Annotated in this window: 14 protein-coding genes; 6 read left to right on the forward strand and 8 right to left on the reverse strand. The window is 70.8% G+C overall.

The window, feature by feature from the left end; translation table 11 throughout:
* Positions 1-24: 24 nt before the first annotated feature.
* On the forward strand, positions 25-669 hold the full coding sequence (locus tag BKA16_RS19810) for a TetR family transcriptional regulator (RefSeq protein ID WP_183372276.1): 645 nt from the start codon (positions 25-27) through the stop codon (positions 667-669).
* Positions 670-778: 109 nt separating this feature from the next.
* On the opposite strand, the gene BKA16_RS19815 is transcribed toward BKA16_RS19810, so the two are convergent.
* The 3 genes from BKA16_RS19815 to BKA16_RS19825 are packed head-to-tail and all read right to left on the reverse strand — an operon-like array spanning position 779 to position 6,173.
* Entirely contained in the window at positions 779-2,299 is a 1,521-nt protein-coding gene (locus BKA16_RS19815; protein ID WP_183372277.1) for a class I adenylate-forming enzyme family protein, read from the reverse strand.
* A 16-nt stretch (positions 2,300-2,315) separates the two neighbouring features.
* Positions 2,316-3,929, reverse strand: coding sequence for an FAD-dependent oxidoreductase (locus BKA16_RS19820; protein ID WP_183372278.1), 1,614 nt, complete (start codon positions 3,927-3,929; stop codon positions 2,316-2,318).
* 15 nt (positions 3,930-3,944) lie between these two features.
* Positions 3,945-6,173, reverse strand: coding sequence for a molybdopterin-dependent oxidoreductase (locus BKA16_RS19825; protein ID WP_183372279.1), 2,229 nt, complete (start codon positions 6,171-6,173; stop codon positions 3,945-3,947).
* A gap of 158 nt (positions 6,174-6,331) precedes the next feature.
* On the opposite strand from BKA16_RS19825, the gene BKA16_RS19830 reads away from it, so the two are divergent.
* From BKA16_RS19830 to BKA16_RS19850, 5 genes are read left to right on the forward strand one after another with little or no spacing between them, the layout of a single operon-like run.
* Positions 6,332-6,655, forward strand: a complete 324-nt coding sequence (locus BKA16_RS19830; protein WP_183372280.1) for a hypothetical protein — start codon at positions 6,332-6,334, stop codon at positions 6,653-6,655.
* Entirely contained in the window at positions 6,652-7,095 is a 444-nt protein-coding gene (locus BKA16_RS19835) for a Zn-ribbon domain-containing OB-fold protein (RefSeq protein WP_183372281.1), read from the forward strand. Before BKA16_RS19830 ends, BKA16_RS19835 begins: the two co-directional genes overlap by 4 nt.
* Positions 7,092-8,273, forward strand: coding sequence for a thiolase C-terminal domain-containing protein (locus BKA16_RS19840; protein WP_183372282.1), 1,182 nt, complete (start codon positions 7,092-7,094; stop codon positions 8,271-8,273). The genes BKA16_RS19835 and BKA16_RS19840 overlap by 4 nt, the downstream gene beginning before the upstream one ends.
* Positions 8,274-8,283: 10 nt before the next feature.
* On the forward strand, positions 8,284-9,735 hold the full coding sequence (locus tag BKA16_RS19845) for an aldehyde dehydrogenase (RefSeq protein WP_183372283.1): 1,452 nt from the start codon (positions 8,284-8,286) through the stop codon (positions 9,733-9,735).
* Between the two features lie 22 nt (positions 9,736-9,757).
* Positions 9,758-12,103 (forward strand): CaiB/BaiF CoA-transferase family protein, encoded by a 2,346-nt coding sequence (locus tag BKA16_RS19850; RefSeq protein ID WP_183372284.1) that lies wholly within the window; start codon positions 9,758-9,760, stop codon positions 12,101-12,103.
* 66 nt (positions 12,104-12,169) lie between these two features.
* On the opposite strand, the gene BKA16_RS19855 is transcribed toward BKA16_RS19850, so the two are convergent.
* The 5 genes from BKA16_RS19855 to BKA16_RS19875 form a co-directional block, all read right to left on the reverse strand.
* Positions 12,170-12,619, reverse strand: coding sequence for a Zn-ribbon domain-containing OB-fold protein (locus tag BKA16_RS19855; protein WP_183372285.1), 450 nt, complete (start codon positions 12,617-12,619; stop codon positions 12,170-12,172).
* Positions 12,616-13,800 (reverse strand): thiolase family protein, encoded by a 1,185-nt coding sequence (locus BKA16_RS19860; RefSeq protein WP_183372286.1) that lies wholly within the window; start codon positions 13,798-13,800, stop codon positions 12,616-12,618. The genes BKA16_RS19855 and BKA16_RS19860 overlap by 4 nt, the downstream gene beginning before the upstream one ends.
* A gap of 4 nt (positions 13,801-13,804) precedes the next feature.
* Entirely contained in the window at positions 13,805-14,683 is an 879-nt protein-coding gene (locus tag BKA16_RS19865) for a glucose 1-dehydrogenase (RefSeq protein WP_183372288.1), read from the reverse strand.
* Positions 14,684-14,867: 184 nt separating this feature from the next.
* Complete coding sequence (locus tag BKA16_RS19870; protein ID WP_183372289.1) at positions 14,868-15,608, reverse strand: SDR family oxidoreductase; 741 nt, start codon at positions 15,606-15,608, stop codon at positions 14,868-14,870.
* 154 nt (positions 15,609-15,762) lie between these two features.
* Positions 15,763-16,587, reverse strand: a complete 825-nt coding sequence (locus tag BKA16_RS19875; RefSeq protein WP_183372290.1) for a mycofactocin-coupled SDR family oxidoreductase — start codon at positions 16,585-16,587, stop codon at positions 15,763-15,765.
* Position 16,588: the final 1 nt, after the last annotated feature.

Genomic DNA, 16,588 nt, shown 5'->3' on the forward strand with positions numbered 1-16,588 from the left:
GCGACCCCGCGTAACGTCACCGCTGTGGGACGAAGACCGTTGATTCAGCGCGACGCCGTGGCGCGCACCGCCGTCGAGATCGTCGACGAGGACGGACCCGGCGCGCTCAGTCTCGAACGCATCGCCACCAGAATGGGCGTCCGGGCCCCGTCGTTGTACAACCATTTCGCCGACAAGACCGAGATCCTGGCGGAGGCCGCGCGTCTGATCGTGCTCGAGACCCCCGATCAGGGCGACGTCGTCGACGGCGACTGGGTGTCCTGGCTGGTCGAGGGCGCTGTCGCGTTCCGCGGCGCGCTGCTCGCCCACGCGCGGTCGGTGCCGATGGTCGTGGAGAACTTTCCACAGCGCCTGCTGGAACGGCTGTACGCCCGGCACTGCCGGATCCTGTCCGACAACGGCGTCCCGATCGCCGATCAGATGTTCATCGTCGAATCGGTGCACCGCATGACCATCGGTTCGGCGATGTGCGCGGCGACCGGTCGGCCCGCGATGGCGCCGCCGCACGATCCCGAGCTGTTCGACACCGAGGTGGTCGCGGATCTGGAGTCCGGACGGTGGACCGACGACCGACTGTTCGTCGCGGCCCTCCGCGCACTGCTCGACGGCGTGCGCGCCGGCCACGGTACGCCGGTCGGTCGCGGTGTCGACACCGGCGGCCGCGCGTAGATCCGGGCCGCCTCCCGTCGGTCGATCTCGACGAACTCGATCCCGCGGACCAGCGCCGAAGGCGCATCGACCGGCGGGACGGCGATCGGCGGCGGGAGACGGCGAACCCCTACCGCACCCGCTCGTGCGTGTCCGCGATGTCGGCGTGTTCGGCCCGCAGGACGTGCTTGTCGATCTTCCCGCTCGCCATCCGCGGCAGGGGCTCGGTCGAGACGACGACGTAGCGGGGCACCTTGTAGTCGGCGAGCCGCTCGGTGCAATGGGCGACGATCGCCTCGGCGGTCACGCCGTCCCGCGCGACGACGATCGCGGCGGGCGTCTGGCCGAACTTCTCGTCGGCGGCGGCCAGCACGGCGACCTCGATCACTCCGTCCAGACCGCTGATCACGGTCTCGATCTCGGCCGGTGAGATGTTGAGTCCGCCGGAGATGATCAGCTCTTTGATCCGGTCGACGTAGGTCAGCCGTCCGGTGTCGTCGAGGACGCCGAGATCTCCGGTGCGCAGCCAGCCGTCGACGAGAGTCGACGCCGTGGCCTCCTCGTTGCGCCAGTAGCCGGGCGTCATACCGGGGCCGCGCAGCATGATCTCGCCGGGTGTCCCGGCCGGGCAGTCGACGCCGTCGGAGTCGACCACGCGGATCCGGGTGAACACGGTGCCCCGACCGCACTTCTCGGGATGGCCGGGCGCGTCGGCGTTCACGGTGACCGTGGCCGATCCGCCGATCTCGGTCTGGCCGTACAGCTGACGCAGCAGGACGCCGCGGGGACGCCATTGCTCGAACAGCGCGACGGGCACCGGAGCCCCGCCGACGTGCGCCGTCGTCACATGGCTCAGATCGGCGTCGGCGAAGTCCGGGACCTTCGCGATCTGCTCGAACAGGATCGGCGGACCCGTGAAGGTGTCGGCCTTCTCCTCCACGAGCACGCGGAGCGCCTCCGCGGGATCGAAACCGGGCTGCAGCAGCAGCGTCCCGCCGCCGTGAATCGTCCGGCACACTCCCCACACGAGTCCACCCGCCGTGAAGAGCGGCAGGACGAGGAGCGGGCGCAGTCGGCCCGGGGTCACCGACTCCATCAGCATCCAGTCGTGCATGACCCCGGCGATCGACGCGTGGGTGAAGATCACGCCCTTGGGTCTGCCCGTGGTTCCGCTGGTGAACACGATCGCCGTCGGCGACGCGAGGTCCGGGCTCAGCCGCGCTGCGGGCGGGCGTCCACCCGCACGCAGCGGGGTCACCGTCTCGGCGAACGCCAGCACGGAGAACCGGCCGTCGGCCGCGACCTCGTCGATGCGCGGCCGTGACGCCGCATCGCAGTAGACGACGGCGGGTTCGCAGTCGGCGACGAGCTCGGCGAGCTCCCGCGGGACCATCCGGTGGTTGAACGGTGCGACGATCGCCCCGACCTTGAACGCCCCCAGCGCGGCCGCACACCACTCGAGGCTGTTTCCCCCGAGGACGCTCACCCGCCGGCCCGCGCGCACGCCCCGGGCGAGCAGATCGTCGGCGACGGCGTCGGCCCAGGCGTCGAGCTGCGCGTAGGTCACAGTGTCGCCCGCGAAGTCGACGGCCACCCGGTCGGGTGCGACTCGCGCGAAGTGGACGAGGGCGTCGACGACGGTTCCGGACATGGTGATGCTCCTCGGGTCAGTGCGACGACGCTGCGGCGTGCAGCGCCGGTGTCGGATCGAGCAGTTTGACGCGGGGCCGACCGTGCTCCCGGCCCCGGCTGCGTTCGAATCGGTCGATGACCGTCCAGTCGTCCGCGGTCAGCGCGCCGGGACGGCGGTCGCGGACGAGGACGTCGAAGGCGTCCGCCGACCCGGTCGGTTCGACGAGCAGTCCCGCGTCGTAGTCGGTCAGGAGTGCGTCGACGGTCTCCGCCGCGCACACGCGATTGGTGCCGATGACGCCGCTCGGACCGCGCTTGATCCACCCGGCGACGTACCGTCCGCGCAACGGCACCTCGTCTACCTCCGAGTGCTGGACACGGCCCCCGACGTTCGCGACGGTCCCGGACGCGTCGTCGAACGGCAGGCCCGGGAACGGGCTGCCGCGGTAGCCGATGGAGCGCAGGACCAGCCCCGCGTCGAGGTCGGTGGTCGTCGAATCCGGTGCCGCCACTCGGACGCCGCCGACCCGGTCGGTTCCGAGGAACTGACACGGGGCGGAGTCGAAGCGGAGGACGATACGTCGGTCGTGTCGCGGCGTCGCGACCGCGAGATCGGCGAGCAGACGAGTCTTGTAGGTCGAGTCCGGACCGATCGGCACCTCACCGTCGACGACCACGTCGACCCCGTCGATCTTCGACAGGCCGAGGAGCTCGGGCACGGTGCACGCGGCGGCGTCTGGTCCGCGTCGTCCGAGGACCACCACCTCGCGCACCGACCCCGCCGCGAGCGCCTCGAGCGCGTGATCGGCGATGTCGGTGCGACGCAGATCCTCCGGGTCGGCGACCAGCATGCGCGCCACGTCGAGTGCGACGTTGCCGTTCCCGACCACCACGGCCCGTTCGTGGGACAGGTCGAAACTCGCCTCGGCGTGATCGGGATGCCCGTTGTACCAGGCCACGAACTCGCGTGCCCCGTGGACGCCGGGCAGCTCCTCCCCCGGGACGCCGAGCGTGCGGTCCCGGTCGGCGCCGGTCGCCACGATGACGGCGTGATGGTGTTCGGCGATCTCGTCGACGCTGACATCGCGCCCGACTTCCACGTCGAGGTACACGGTGGCGCCTCGCCGCCGCAGGGTGCGCGCGAACGTGCGGTCCATCTCCTTGGTCTTCGCGTGGTCGGGCGCCACACCGTAGCGGACGAGGCCGCCGACGAACGGCAGCCGCTCGATCATCGTGACCTCGACGTCCACGTCCCGACGGGAGAGCAGTTCCTCGGCAGCGTAGGAGGCCGACGGACCCGATCCGACGATCGCGACACGCAGTGTCCTCGCGCCCGGTGCGACGGTCGGCCGTGCGGGCACCGCGGGGGTCGGCAGGTCGACCTCGCGCCGCGCGGGCCCGGCGTAGAAGTCGGCGTTGACCTCCAGGTAACGGAGATCGAGTCCCTCCAACTCGTCGTCGGGGCTGATCGCGCCGACCGGACACACGTCGGCGCACGCACCGCAGTCGATGCACACGTCGGGGTCGATGTAGAGCATCTCCGCGGTCCGGTATCCGGGTTCACCCGGTGCGGGGTGAATGCAGTCGACCGGGCACGCCGATACGCAGCTCGCATCGTTGCAGCAGTTCTGAGTCACGACATAAGGCACGGGCGGAGTCTCCGTTCAGGGGATCTGGGGTCGGGATGCGGTCGGGGCGACGTCGATGCGCACACCGTTGAACACGGGCGAGTTGGTCAGTGCCTCGAGACGCTCGGTGTCGTCGACGAGAGCGTTGTAGTTCGCACCGGGCGTCGACGCGGCCCGGGCGGTGCCCAGCCCGGCGCCGGTGTGGCCCCAGCCGTGGGGCATGGTCGCGACACCGCTGCGTACGTCCTCGTCGAGGCGGAGCTCGGCGGTGACGGCGGCCGTCGACGAGGTCACGTCCACCACGTCGCCGTCGTGGAGCCCGCGTGCGGCGGCGTCGCCCGGGTTCATGTGCAGTGCACTCTGGGCGCCGTCCGGCTGCGGCAGCGCATTGTGCAGCCAGGAGTTCATACTGCGCGGCTGCCGTCTGTTGATCAGCAGCACCGAGCCGTTCGCGTCCTCGGCGCGGCGCAGTCGGTCGAGATCGGCGACGATCATCGGCGGCATGAGGTCGATCCGCCCGTCGGGGGTGCGCAGGACCTCGGGCAGGCGCGGCCGGAGCGGACCGTAGTCGATGCCGTTCGGCCGCTGTTCGAGGAGGTCGAGCGTCAGACCGCCGTCGACGAGGCCGAATCCGTCACCGTACGGACCGCTGCGCAACCGCAGGTCGAGCAGGCGGAGCGGCCCGGAGCGCCCGGCGACGGCGGCCGTCGCGCGTTCCTCGTCGACCCCCGCCAGTCGCGCGGCGCGGCGCGTCGCGATCCGCGCGACCCGGGCGTCCCGCTCGGCGATCGTCGCCTGGCCGTCGCCGTCCGCCGCGGCGGCGAGCCGAAGCAGGATCTGCCATTCGGCGTACGCGCCGTCGGGCAGATCGATCAGCGGCGGCGTGTAACGCGCCACGTTGCGCACCTGGAAGTGCGCGAGGGTGACGTCGTGATGCCCGCGGGTGGCCAGCGGCGGAGGCGGCAGGATCACATCGGCGTGCCGCGTCGTCTCGTTGACATAGCAGTCGATCGACACCAGGAACTCGAGTTCGGCGAGCGCCCGCTCCACCGCACCGCTGTTCGGCAACGAGCGGGCCGGGTTGCCGGCCAGGGTGATCGCGGCGCGGACCCGTCCCGGTCCCGGTGTCAGGATCTCCTCGGCGAACGCGGCCGCGGGGAGCTCGCCCATGGCCTCGGGCAGACCGCGCACCCGGGAGGACCACCGGCCCAGCGGCGGCCGCCTCGATCCGGGCCAGGTGTTCGGTCCGCCGCACGGCGGCAGGGCGAACATCGCCCCTCCGGGCCGGTCCAGGTTGCCGGTCACGATGGTGAGGACCTCGACGAGCCAGTTCGCGATCGTCCCGAACTCCTGCATGCAGGTGCCGATCCGGGAGTGCGCGACGGCCGACGGTGCGGCGGCGAATCCACGCGCGACGTCCTCGATCAGCTCGACGTCGACTCCGCAGCGTCGCGCGGCGTCGGCCCGGTCGTAGGCGGCGGCGAGCGCGAGGACCTCGTCGACGTTGTCGACCACCTCGGGTATCCGCACCGGCCGGGCCAGCCCTTCGGCGGCGATCACCGACAGCATGCCGAGCAGGAAGAACGCATCGGTCCCCGGCAGGATCGGGACGTGGACATCGGCCGCCTTCGCTGTTCGGGTCCGGACCGGGTCGACCACCGCGAGGGTGCCGCCGCGTTCACGCAGTGCGCGCAGGCGTCGGCGCATGTCGGGGGCCGTCACGGTGCTGCCGTTGGACACCAGCGGATTCGAGCCGAGGATCAACAGGTAGTCCGTGCGATCGACGTCCGGCAGGCTCAGCCCGATGCCGGTCCCGTAGAGCAGGATGTGCGCGAGATTCTTCGGCCAGGTGTCCACGCTCGCCGGCGAGAACACGTTCCGGGTGCCCAACGCGGCGACGAGTTCGCCCAGGTAGAAGGTCGAGTCGAGGTGGTGGGCCGCCGGATTGCCGTGAAAGACCGCGCAAGTTCCCGGGTCCCGCGCGACGAATTCGGGCAGGCGGGCGTCGATGAGGTCGAACGCCTGCCGCCAGGTGGCCGGACGCAGTGATCCGTCGACACCGCGTATCAACGGGGTCCGGATCCGATCCGGGTCGTTCTCGATCCGGGCCAACCCCAGCCCCTTGGCACACGAGTGCCCGAGGCTGAAGACGTCGTCGGCGTTGGGTTCGACGGCGATCAGCCGCGTACCCGCGTGTGTGAAGACGAGGCCGCACGTGGACTCGCACAGCGGGCAGATCCGCGCTCCACGCGTCGTCGCAGCCATCGGAAGCCTCCGCATTAATCTACTATAATTAGTTTTATAGCGTAGAGTACGGACGGCGGTCACACCAAGCGATCCACGATCGAAGACCTTGCGACATCAATCTAATGTCATTAGCTTCATCCACGATGCAGAGCATCCTTACGAGCAGGAGGCCCACGATGGGCGATGCCGAACTCGACGAGTTCCGACGAATCTACGAACGACACGTCGACCACGTCCGGACCGGCGACATGAAGGCCGCGATCGCCGAGATGGTGGCCGCGAATCTGCCGACGGTGTTCGACGGGGTCGACGTTCCGCGGGAAGCGGTCGACAGCGCGACGATCGTCGGGATCCGCGCCGACGGCGACCTGCGGATCGGTGAGACCGTCTACCGCCTCGGCGACCGCTCCATCGGACTCCGTTCGATCTGGGAGCTCCACGACGGACAGTGGTTGGCGGCCCGCCTGGAGAACTTCGATCTGCCCGGCGGCGGCGAATGACCGAACCGACCGGCTTCCCCTGGGGCCCCGCGGACGACGGACTCGACCAGCAGTACTGGGACGGCATGCTCGCGGGCGAGCTGCGGCTGCAACGCTGCACCGAATGCCACACCTGGATCTGGGGGCCGCAGTGGATCTGCGCACGCTGCCACACCTTCGACCCGGCCTGGGAGCCGGTGGAGCCCGTCGGCGTCGTGTACGCGTGGTCGCGCAGCCACTACCCGTTCATCCGCGAGTACGCCGACCGGGCGCCGTACGTGACGGTGCTCGTCGAACTCCCTCAGGCGGGAGGCCGTCGCGTCCTGGGACTCATGCCCGACGCCGCCGAGTCGACGATCCGCATCGGCGACGCCGTCGAAGGGCGCTTCGAACTCGACGCGGGCGCGACCTGGCCGCTGCTGCGCTGGTATCCCACCGAGACTCGAGAAGGACAGGCATGAGCACATCACTGCGTGGCGCCGCTGCCGTCGTCGGCGTCGCCGACCACCACTACAAGCGGGGCGAGGCACCGTACGGCGAACTCCCGATGACCCTGCGGGCCGTCGTCGACGCGTGCACCGACGCGGGGATCGATCCCCACGAGATCGACGGCTTCGTCTCCTACGCGGGCGGCGGATTCGACGGCGCGATGCTCGGCGGCGCGCTCGGCGTCGACGACGTCCTCTGGTCCACCATGATGTGGGGCGGCGGCGGAGGAGGCGTCGCCGCCGCGATCAACAACGCGGCCGTCGCGATCGCCACCGGTCAGGCGCACACCGTGGTGGTGTACCGGTCCATGGCCCAGGCCGACACCGGCCGCCTCGGCTACGCGACCTACTTCTACGGGCCGCACTACCTCGCCCACGGTGTCGGCTCCCCCGCGCAGGTCTGCGCGCTGCGGACCCAGCGGCTGCTCGAACACGACGGGGTGCCGCGCGAGGCGTTGCGATCGCTGGTCCTCGCCGCCTACCGACACGCCCAGAACAATCCGACGGCCGCAGGATACGGACGCCCGCTCGACGTCGACGGCTACGAGGACTCGCGCCTGATCACCGAGCCGTTCCACCTCTACGACTGCTCCCGCGAGAACGACGGCGCGGTGGCCCTGATCGTCGTGTCCGCCGAGCGGGCGCGCGCACTGCGGCCGGACGCCGCCTATCTCCTGGCCGGCGCCCAGGGCGCCCCCGGCGGCTACTCGTCGATCATCGACAACGACGACATGTACACCTCGGCGGGCTTCTCCGGGCGCGGCGACCGTCCCGGCGTCGCCGACCGCCTGTGGGCCGCCGCGGGACTCGGTCCCGCCGACGTCGACGTGACGCAGGTCTACGAGAACTTCTCCGGTCCGGCCGTCGCCGCCCTCATCGACCACGGTCTGGCTCCGACCGGCCCCGCGGCAGGCGACGTGCTCACCGCCGACAATCTGACGGCGGGCATCGGCTCGCTGCCGGTCAACACGAGCGGCGGCAACATCGCCGACAGCTTCGTCAACGGCATGGGACTCGCGGTCGAAGCGGTCCGCCAGATCAGAGGCACGTCCACCAACCAGGTCGACGGTGCACGGACCTCGTTGTTCATCGGAGGTCCCATGGCTCCGCTGGTCTCCTCCACCCTGTTCGGCCACCAGGACACTCTGTAAAGGACATCTCATGACATCGTCGATCACCGAACCCGCACTCGACCGTCCCGACCTCTTCGTCGACGGGGAGTGGACGTCCCCGACCGGCGGCGCGACGACCGACGTCGTCGAGGCCGCGACGGAGCAGGTCCTCGGCACCGCCGCGTCCGCGACCCCGGCCGACGTCGACCTCGCCGTCGCCGCGGCGCGACGGGCCCTGCCCGCATGGCGAGCACTGCGCGCCGAAGCCCGCGCCGACCTCCTCGACGCCTTCGCGGCGCAGCTGAAGGCCCGAGCCAAGTCGACGGCCGTGCTCTCCAGCCGTGAGAACGGCATGCCGATCTCACTGTCCGTCGGCGTCAACGGATACGCGCCGTCGCTGATGGTGTCGTACTACGCGAACCTGCTGCGGAAGAAGGACGACGACGACATCCGTCCGAGCGCTCTCGGTACGCGCACGGTGGTGCGCCACGAACCGGTCGGCGTGGTCGCCGCGATCACGCCGTGGAACTACCCGCAGTCGTTGGCGGCCATGAAGATCGCGCCGGCCCTCGCCGCCGGCTGCACGGTGGTCCTCAAACCGTCGCCCGAGACCGCCCTCGACGCGTACGTGTTCGCCGACGCGGCACTGGCCGCCGGGCTCCCCGCGGGCGTGCTCAACATCGTTCCCGGAGGCCGCGAGACCGGCGCCGCGCTGGTGGAGCACCCGGGTGTGGACAAGGTCGCGTTCACCGGATCGACCGCCGCGGGCCGCGCCATCGGAGAGACCTGCGGCCGCCTCCTGCGACCGGTCACCCTCGAACTCGGCGGCAAGTCCGCGTCGATCGTCACCGCCGACGCCAACCTGGCGGAGTTCGCCTCGCATCTCGCGGAGGTGTCTCTGGTCAACAACGGGCAGACCTGTCACGCCTGCACGCGGATCCTGGCTCCGCGTTCGCGATACGAGGAGGTCGTCGACGCCGTCACCTCGACAGTGTCCGCGCTGGCCGTCGGCGACCCGCTCGATCGCGCGACGCAGGTGGGGCCGCTGGTCACCGACGCCCAGCGTCGACGCGTCCTCGACTACGTCGAGATCGGTCGTTCGGCCGGTCATCGGCTCACCACCGGCGGCGGTGTCCCCGCGGACCGTGACACCGGATGGTTCGTCGAGCCGACGGTCTTCGCCGACGTCGACAACTCCGCCCGCCTGGCTCAGGAGGAGATCTTCGGACCGGTGCTGACCATCACGCCGTACTCCGACGAGGACGAGGCCGTCGCCATCGCCAACGACTCCCCCTACGGACTGGGCGGCACCGTGTGGTGCGCCGATCCCGAGCGCGGCATCGCGCTGGCCGACCGGATCGAGTCGGGCACCGTCGGCGTCAACCACTACGCGCTCGACCTGGCCGCGCCGTTCGGCGGGGTCAAGGACTCGGGCCTCGGACGTGAACTGGGTCCGGAGGGGATGGCCCCGTACCGCCGCACCAAGTCCATCTACCTGTAGACCCTGAATCGAGACGAGAGAGATGACTCTTCCCCTGGACTCCGTCCGAGTCGTAGACCTCACCGACGCGTTCGGCCGGTCCGCGGGCAGGCTGCTCGCGGACCTGGGCGCCGACGTCGTGCGGATCACCGCGCCGCACGCGCCGGTCCCCGCCGATCGGGTGGCCGACGCGCTCCGCGACGCGAACAAGCGGGTGCTCACCGTCGACGCCGGTTCGGACACCACCACCGTCCCCGACCTGGTGGCCCGCGCCGACATCGTGCTCGCGGCCGCCGACACCGCCGACGTCTGGAACGTCGGCCCCGAGGCCGCCCTCGCGGCCGCACCGCACCTGGTGTGGGTGTCGATCACTCCGTTCGGACTCACCGGGCCGTACCGCGACCGGGTGGCCGACGAGGCCGTGCTGTACGCCATGTCCGGGGTGCTGTCCCGTTCGGGAGCACCGGGCCAGACACCGCTGCTCCCGCCTGCGGGACTGGCGGAGGGCACGGTGGCCGGCCACGCCGCGTGGGCGGGCATGCTCGCATATCACCGTCGGCTGGCCACCGGACTCGGCGACCACGTCGACGTCTCGGCGTTCGAGGCGACCGTCCACGGCTTCGACCCTGGCTTCGGAACACAGGGCTCGGCGGCGGCCGGACGTTCGGAGGACTATCCGCGCAATCGGCCCGACGCCGCGTCGTTCTATCCGGTGTTCGGCTGCCGGGACGGCCGGGTCCGCATCTGCCTGCTCGCCAGGCGACAGTGGCGCGCGATGTTCGCCTGGCTCGGTGAACCGGAGGAGTTCGCCGACCCGAAGTACGACACGATCCCGGCCCGATTCGCCGCCGCCGACCGACTGCACCCGTTGATCGCCGACCTGTTCGCCGACCGCACGCAGGCCGAGCTCGTCGCCGAGGGCGCCGCTCGCGGCATCCCGCTCGGCGCCGTCTACACGCTCGAGCAGGCGTTGAGCGCCGATCACTTCGCCGAGTCCGGCGCGCTGATCGACGCGGAGCTCTTCCCGGGCGAGCACGCGAGATTCCCCTCCGGCCCCGCGACCGTCGACGGTCGACGAGCCGGATTCCGCTCCACCGCGCGCGCTCTGGACGCCGCTCCGTCGTGGGCCGACCGTCCGGCGCCGACGACGATCGGCGCTCCGGACGCCGCTCCCCTCGCGGGTGTGCGCGTCCTCGATCTCGGCGTCATCGTGTTCGGCGCCGAACTGTCGCGGCAGTTCGCCGACTACGGGGCCGACGTGATCAAGATCGAGAACGCGAACTACCCGGACGGCCTGCGCCAATCGAAACGAGGAGCCAAGATCCCCGCGTCGGTGGCGTGGGGACACCGCAACAAGCGGAGCCTCGGCATGGACCTGCGCTCGACCGAGGGTGCGGATCTGTTCCGCAGGCTGGCCGCCGACGCGGACGTGGTCGTCGCGAACTTCAAACCGGGGACGCTCGCCGCGATGGGCTTCTCCTACGAGACGCTCGCCGAGATCAATCCGGGAATCATCGTCGCCGAATCGAGCGCCTTCGGCTCCGTCGGTCCGTGGCGGACGCGGATGGGCTACGGCCCGCTGGTGCGCGCGGCATCCGGAGTGTCGGCGCTGTGGAGTTACCCCGACGACGCCGAACTCCTCTGCGACGGATCCACCGTCTACCCCGATCACATCGCGGGACATCTCTGCGCGACCGTCGTGCTCTCGGCGCTCGCGGCCCGACGTCGCACCGGCCGCGGAGCCCGGATCGAACTCGCCCAATCGGATGTGGCGCTCACCCACATCGGCGCATCCATCGCCGCCGAGAGCCTCCGACCGGGCAGCGTGGTGCCGAGCGGCAACGCCCATCCCGACCATGCGCCGAGCGGGGTGTTCCCGTGTGCGGGCGACGACGAATGGTGTGTGATCACCGTCCGTTCGGACGACGACTGGGCGGCGGTCGCCGAGGCCGCCGGACGACCGGAGCTGATCGACGATCCGCGGTTCGCCTCCCCGTCGGCACGTCGGACGCACCGCGCCGACGTGGACCAGATCGTCGCCGCGTGGACCGCGTCCCAGGCACCGCGTCGGGTCGCCGACCGGTTGCAGGCGTCGGGGGTCGCCGCCGCACCGATGCTGCGCCTGCCCGAACTGCTCGACGACGAGCATCTGGTGGCACGGCGCAGCTACACCACGGTGACGCACGATCTGCTGGGTACCACGCTGCCCGCCACGGCGCGCGCCGCGGCGTTTGCCGCGATCGCCGATCCGCCGTCCCGGCAGGCGCCGGTCGCGGGCGAGCACACCCGTGAGATCTGCCGTGAACTGCTGGGCATGGACGATGCCGAGATCGACCGTCTCGCCGACGCCGGTGTCCTGCAGCCCGCGGGCGAGGGCGTCTCGGAGTGATTCCGCGCTGAGGCGGCGCCGGACGAGCGCATCGTCCGGCGCCGCCTCACCGGGCGGGCGGCGAGCCTAGCGGCGACCGGGATCCGGGGCGAAGACCGGCAGGGTCTCCCCCGCGGCCTCGCCGTCGGCTCCGCGTCCGGTGACGTAGCGCGCGAGCAGCGGCAGCCCGACGCGCAGATCTGCGGTGTCGACGTCGATGAGACGGACCAGCAGCCACGGTCCCTCGTCGAGTTCGACGAGCGCCGTGACATAGGGCACCGCGTCGGCCAGGATCGGCAGCGGCGCCCGGTGGACGGTCGCCCAGCTGACCAGGGTCGCCCGCCCGCTCGCGGACACGGCGTCGAGCTCGCCCGATCCGGTGACCGGACAGGTGCGCACCTCCGGGCCGAGGACGACTCCGCCGGGCCCCTTCTTCACCAGGAGCTCGCCGCGGGCGGCCGCGTCGAAGAACGCGGCACCGGCCTCGTCCCGTACGACGGCGGGCAGCATCGGACTGTCGTTCGAGTCGGTGGTCATGCCGCCCTCCGATGAAGTGGACTGAGCACCAGCGTCGAGTGGTGCTCGAGTATCCCGCCGTTTCCACTGACGAGGATGACGTCGTTGCGGGGCGCTTGTCGGTCTCCGCCGTGCCCGCGCGCCTGGATCACGGCCTCGGACACCGGCGTCATCCCCCACATGTAATACGAGGACAACTGCCCGCCGCCGGTGTTGCACGCCAGCGCGCCGCCCGGCGCGAGGGCGCCGTCGGCGACGAATGAGCCGCCCTCGCCCTTCGCGCAGAAACCGTAGTCCTCGAGAGTCACCAGGACCGTGTACGTGTAGCAGTCGTAGATCTCGCAGATGTCGATGTCGTTCACGGTGACGCCGGCCATCCGCATCGCGTCCGGACCCGATCGCGCGGCGGGTGTGACCAGGCCCCAGTCCGAGCCCGCGTGCATCTGACGCGGTCGATGAGCCTGTCCGAACCCCCACACGTGCACCGCGGGTTGACGCAGATCGGCGGCGCGGTCGGCGGACGTGACGATCACCGCGACGGCGCCGTTGCTGACCAGACAGCAGTCGAGGAGGTGAAAGGGCTCGGCGATCCATCTCGACTCCTGGTGGTCCTCGATGGACATCGGGTCTCGCATGGCCGCGAGAGGGTTGGCCGCCGCCCACGAGCGTTGCGCGACCGCGATGGCCCCCAACTGCGTCGAGGTGGTGCCGTAGGCCTCCATGTGCCTGCGCGCGCACATCGCGTAGAGGATGTTCGGGTTGGTCGCGCCGGACGCCGTCTGCCAGCCGCTCAACCCGGTCAGAGCCGTCCCGCTTCGCGACGGACTGCCCCAGGCCGAACCGGCCGGACGACTAGGCCGCAGCGGGGTGTCGCCGAACACGCACGCGACGGTCGTGGCCATTCCGGCGTCGATGGCCAGTGCGGCCTGCGTGATCATCGCGCCCGCGGTGGATCCGTACGCGTTCACCTGTGCGAGCAGCCCGAGATGCCCGAGGTTGAGGACTCCGGCGAGATTGACGTCGAGGTCCTTCCGCATGCCCGGACTCACCAGGAGCCCGTCGAGATCGTGCAGCCCGAGCCCGGCGTCGGCCGCCGCGAGACGGACCGCTTCGGCCGCCAGAGCGGTCGTCGACCGGCCGTAGACCCTGCCGAGTTCGGTGATGCCGAGCCCGACGATCGCCGCATCGGGCGCCGATGGCATCGCGTCACTCCGCTTCCCGGTCGACCACCGGAGAATCACCGGCGGCCGGCGCTCGTCGGCGACGCGCGGCCTCCTCGGCCTCGTCGCGGAAGTTCCGCGGCCACCGGCGCCCGAGACTCAGTCCGCCGTCCACGGCCAGGCACTGTCCGGTGATGAACGACGCGTCGTCGGAGGCCAGGAAGGCCGCGGCGCAGGCGAGGTCGTCGGGTTCACCTGCTCGCGGGATGGGCGCGAACGCGGCGAGGTTCGCTCGCACGGCGTCCACGCTTCGATCCAACGCATCGTCCTCGAGTCCGGCGCCGCGACCGACGATGCGCGTCGCGACGCCGCCGGGGACGAGCGCGTTGACGCGAATCCGATGCTCGGCGAGTTCCTGTGCCGCGGTGCTCGTCAGTTGCAGTACGGCGGCCTTGGCCGCGCTGTACGGGTGCGGACCGAAGCCGGTCCGGACGCCCGCCACCGACGAGACGTTGATGATGGAGCCTCCCTCGCCCTGACTCCGCATGGCCCGCGCACCGTGTTTGGTCCCGAGGAACACGCTGCGGCACAGGACGGCGAACGAGTCCTCCCATTCCTGGACGCTCGTATCGTCGAGGAAGGTCCACGCGCCGACTCGACCGGCGTTGTTGACGAGGCAGTCCAGCCGACCGTACGTCTCGACGGCGCAGCCGACCGCGGCCGCCACATCGGTCTCCTCGCACACGTCGGTGCGCAGGAAGACACCGCGGTCGCCCAGATCCGCGGCGACCTCGCGACCTCGCCGCTCGTCGACGTCCGCGACCACGACCGATGCGCCGCGTGCGACGAACTCCTGCGCGGTACCGGCGCCGATGCCGCTGGCCGCACCGGTGACGACGGCGACCCGTCCTGTCAGATCTGTCATCAGCGTGCATCCTTTCGACGAACATGTCGATCGAGCTTGTGGTGGAGCATTGCCGGGGTCGTCTGCGGAGTCGATCTCGCCCGGCCCCGCCGACGGCGCGCACGCTCCTCATACACTCGACCGGCGGAACGGGACACCGCGTACGCCACGCGCGAATCGCACGGCGGATCGATCGGACCGGGCACTAGATCGACACCGGTCCGCCCCGCCAGACGCCGATCTCCTCACCCGAGACGTCGGCGGCGTCATCGCCGACCAGGAAGGCGACCGTCGAGGCGACCGATTCGGCGGGAATCCTCGGCCAGGACCGTTCGAGCGATTCGACGGCCGCGTCGCCTGCCGACGCGGTGATGTCGGTGGCCACGTAGCCGGGCATCACCGCGTTCACAGTGATCCCACGACGCGCGACCTCCTGTGCCAGGCTGCGCGTCATCCCCACGAGCCCGGCCTTCGCCGCGGAGTACGCGCTCACCGCGGGCGCGGGCCGCCGGCCGCCGGACGGGCTGCTGACGAAGACGATCCGACCCCACCCGAGTTCGTACATGTGCGGCAGCACGAAGTGCGAGCAGTAGAAGGCGCCGCTGAGGTTGACACCGATGATCCGGTCCCACTCGTCCGGCGACTGCCGTCGGGCGGCCGCGGCGCTGTTCATTCCCGCGTTGTTGATCAGCACGCTCGGCGGGCCGAGGCTCTCGGCCACGGCGACGGTCAGACGCTCCGCCTGCGCGGGATCGGCGATGTCGGCCTCGAACGCCCGAGCCTCCCCGCCGTTCTCCTCGATCCGCGCCACGACCCCGGCCGCGGCGTCCGCGCTGCGTGCGTAATTCACCGCGACGGCGAACCCGTCCGATGCCAGCCGTTCACAGACGGCGGCGCCGATGCCGCGGCCGCCTCCGGTCACGATCGCGACCCTTCGTCGACTCATGAGCTCCGGTACACCTCTCTTCGGGCCCGGCGATGCGGGCGGGACGGACGGTCCGACGATCACCCGCTCCGCCGCGAGCACAGGGGCCGACGATTCGACGGACCGGCGACCGGGGCGGGCCGTCGGCCGACCCCGGTCGGGGATTCCTCGCGGGTCAGCGGTTGTTGTAGCCCGCGTCGACCGGCATGGTCACCCCGGTCACGTATCGCGCCTCGTCGGACGCCAGGAACACGATCGCGTTGCTGATGTCGATCGCCTCGACCAGTTCGACGGGCATCGGATTCTTGTACGCGTCGTCGGTGGCCGCCTCCGGGTTGGCCGCCAGGAACTCGCCGTACTCGGCGTTCGCGACCATCGGGGTGTTGACCCCGGTCGGGTGGATCGTGTTGACCCGGATGAAGTCCTTGGCCAGTTGTTTGGAGTACAGCCGCATGAGACCGACCACGCCGTGCTTGGACGCCGTGTACCCGGCCTGGCCCGGCAGCGTGTTGAGACCGATGCTGCGCAGTCCCGCCGCCGAACTCGTGATGGTGATGGTGCCGCCCCGCCCCTGCTCCTGCAGGATCGGGGTGACGACGTCCATGACCTGCCAGACGCCGGTGAGCATCACGTCGACCGCGTCGAACCAGGCCTGTCGCTGCTCGCCCGGACCGATAACCGGCATGATGCCCGCGTTGGCGATGATCGTGTCGACGTGACCGAACTGTTCGATGCCCGCCTGCAACGCCGATTCGATGTCCTCGCGCTTGCGTACGTCGCCGATCCGGGTGACGATCCGGCCGCCGACCTCCTTGACGAGTCGTTCGGTCTCGGCGAGATCCTCCTGGGTGGCCATCGGGTAGAAGACCGTCGGCAACTGGTCGCAGATGTCGATACCGATGATCGCCGCGCCCTCCTCCGCGAGGCGTATCGCGTGCGATCGCCCCTGACCGCGGGCGATGCCGGTGATGAACGCCACTTTTCCGTCTAGTCGAGCCATG

Source organism: Gordonia humi (assembly GCF_014197435.1).
Classification (GTDB): Bacteria; Actinomycetota; Actinomycetes; order Mycobacteriales; family Mycobacteriaceae; genus Gordonia; species Gordonia humi.